Source organism: Leisingera coralii (assembly GCF_049056525.1).
GTDB classification, from domain to species: Bacteria; Pseudomonadota; Alphaproteobacteria; order Rhodobacterales; family Rhodobacteraceae; genus Leisingera; species Leisingera coralii.
On the sequence record NZ_JBHUPT010000127.1, the window covers coordinates 1 to 2801 of the forward strand.

General features: G+C 65.9%; 2 protein-coding genes. Both read right to left on the reverse strand.

The genetic code is table 11. The features are described from left to right. Nucleotides 1–124: 124 nt before the first annotated feature. Nucleotides 125–1015: a bifunctional methylenetetrahydrofolate dehydrogenase/methenyltetrahydrofolate cyclohydrolase FolD gene (gene folD, locus ACFMBG_RS24010; protein WP_421057155.1), complete on the reverse strand. Its 891-nt coding sequence runs from the start codon at nucleotides 1013–1015 to the stop codon at nucleotides 125–127. Between the two features lie 106 nt (nucleotides 1016–1121). Further along, entirely contained in the window at nucleotides 1122–2798 is a 1677-nt protein-coding gene (locus tag ACFMBG_RS24015; RefSeq protein WP_421057156.1) for a formate--tetrahydrofolate ligase, read from the reverse strand. Between the last annotated feature and the right edge of the window lie 3 nt (nucleotides 2799–2801).

The window sequence follows — 2801 nt, forward strand, 5'->3', positions numbered from 1 at the left end:
CTTTCCAAAAGGGCTCCGCCCGTTCGCGGGGGAAACGCTCCACTGGAGCGTTTCCAGGAACCCCGCTCACCCCGCCGGAGGCATCCGGCGGGAGCTGGTCAGGTCAGCGCTCGGCGTTCCGCGCTCAGGCGGTCAGGCCTTCCGGCTCGGACAGGTTGTTGGCGCGGCAGGCGGCGGTCACCGTGTTCGCCAGCAGGCAGGCGATGGTCATCGGGCCGACGCCGCCCGGCACCGGGGTGATGGCGCCGGCGCGCTCCGCGGCGGAGGCAAAATCCACGTCGCCCACCAGCACGTTCTTGCCGTCGCGCTCGATGCGGTTGATGCCGACGTCAATCACCGTCGCACCTTCCTTGATCCAGTCGCCCGGCACCATCTCCGGACGGCCCACCGCCGCCACCACGATGTCGGCGCGGCGCACCACGTCCGGCAGGTCCTTGGTGCGCGAATGCGCGATGGTCACGGTGCAGCTGTCGCCCAGGAGAAGCTGCGCCATCGGCTTGCCGACGATGTTGGAACGGCCGATCACCACCGCATCCATGCCCGACAGCGAGCCGTGGTGCTCACGCAGCATCATCAGGCAGCCCAGCGGGGTGCAGGGCACCATCGACTTCTGGCCGGTGCCCAGCAGGCCGACGTTGGAGATGTGGAAGCCGTCCACATCCTTTTCCGGCGCGATCGAGTTGATCACCAGATCCTCGTCCAGATGCCCCGGCAGCGGCAGCTGCACCAGGATGCCATGCACCGAGGGGTCGTTGTTCAGCTGATCGATCAGCGCCAGCAGATCCTTTTCCGAGGTGCCCGCGTCCAGCTTGTGCTCGAACGAGTTCATGCCCACCTCGACGGTGCTCTTGCCCTTGGAGCGGACATAGACCTGGGAGGCCGGATCCTCGCCCACCAGCACCACCGCCAGGCCGGGGGTGATGCCGTTTTCCTCTTTCAGCCGCGCCACATGCTCGGCCACCTGGCCGCGCACCTTGGCCGCAAAGGCCTTGCCGTCAATCACTGTTGCTGCCATTGCTCTCTTCCTTTCCGCCGGGGGGCCGCCCCCGGATCCGGTCCCGTCATCTCAAAGCTTCAGCGGCCCGGGTGTCCCCGGGCCGCTGCATTCCGTTTGCGCTGGCTCAGAACAGGCCTTCGATCTGGCCGTCCGCATTCAGGCGGATGGTTTCCGCCGCCGGGGTGCGCGGCAGGCCCGGCATCGTCATGATCTCGCCGCAGACCACCACGATGAAGCCAGCACCGGCGCTGAGGCGCACTTCGCGCACCGGCACCGAATGGCCCACCGGCGCGCCGCGCAGCGACGGGTCGGTCGAGAAGGAGTACTGGGTCTTGGCCATGCAGACCGGCAGGTTGCCGTAGCCCGCCTCTTCCCATTCCTTCAGCTGGTTGCGGATCTTGTTGTCCGCCAGCACCTCGTCGGCGCGGTAGATACGCTTGGCGATGGTTTCGATCTTCTCGAACAGCGGCATCTCGTCCGGGTAGATCGGCGAGAAGTTGGCGGTGCCGGAATCGGCCAGCTCGACAACTTTCTGGGCCAGATCGGCAGAGCCCTCGGAGCCCAGTTCCCAGTGGCGCGACAGCACCGCTTCGACGCCGTGGGAGGCGCAGTAGGCTTTGACGGCGTCAACTTCCGCATCGGTGTCGGTGACGAAGTGGTTGATCGCAACCACCACCGGCACGCCGAAGGATTTGACGTTCTCGATGTGGCGGCCGAGGTTGGCGCAGCCGGAGTTCACCGCGTCGACGTTCTCGGCGCCCAGGTCCGCCTTGGCAACGCCGCCGTTCATCTTCATCGCGCGCACGGTGGCGACCAGCACCACTGCGGAGGGTGCGATGCCTGCCTTGCGGCACTTGATGTTCATGAACTTCTCGGCACCGAGGTCAGCGCCGAAGCCTGCCTCAGTAACGACGTAGTCGGCCACTTTCAGCGCGGTCTTGGTGGCGATCACCGAGTTGCAGCCGTGCGCGATGTTGGCGAAGGGGCCGCCGTGCACGAAGGCCGGGTTGTTTTCCAGGGTCTGCACCAGGTTCGGCTGCATCGCGTCTTTCAGCAGCACGGTCATCGCGCCTTCGGCCTTGATGTCGCGGCAGTAGACCGGGGTCTTGTCGCGGCGGTAGGCCACGATGATGTCGCCCAGGCGCTTTTCCAGGTCCTTCAGGTCGGTCGCCAGGCAGAGGATCGCCATCACTTCCGACGCCACGGTGATGTCAAAGCCGGCTTCGCGCGGGAAGCCGTTGGAGACGCCGCCCAGCGAGGCGGTGATCTGGCGCAGGGCGCGGTCGTTCATGTCGACCACACGGCGCCAGGCGACGCGGCGGGTGTCGATGTCCTGCTCGTTGCCCCAGTAGATGTGGTTGTCGATCATCGCCGACAGCAGCGAGTGGGCCGAGGTGATGGCGTGGAAGTCGCCGGTAAAATGGAGGTTCATTTCCTCCATCGGCACCACCTGGGCGTAGCCGCCGCCTGCGGCGCCGCCCTTCATGCCGAAGTTCGGGCCCAGCGACGCTTCGCGGATACAGATCATCGCGTTCTTGCCGATCCGGTTCAGCCCGTCGCCCAGGCCCACGGTGGTGGTGGTCTTGCCTTCGCCTGCCGGGGTCGGGTTGATCGCGGTCACCAGGATCAGTTTGCCATCGGCCTTGTCCTGCACCGAGTTGATGAACCGCTGCGACACCTTCGCCTTGTCGTGGCCGTAGGGCAGCAGATCGTCATTGGAAATCCCGATCTTCGCACCAATCTCCTGGATCGGCTTCTTCTGCGCTTCCCGCGCGATCTCAATGTCACTCTTGTAGCTCATGGC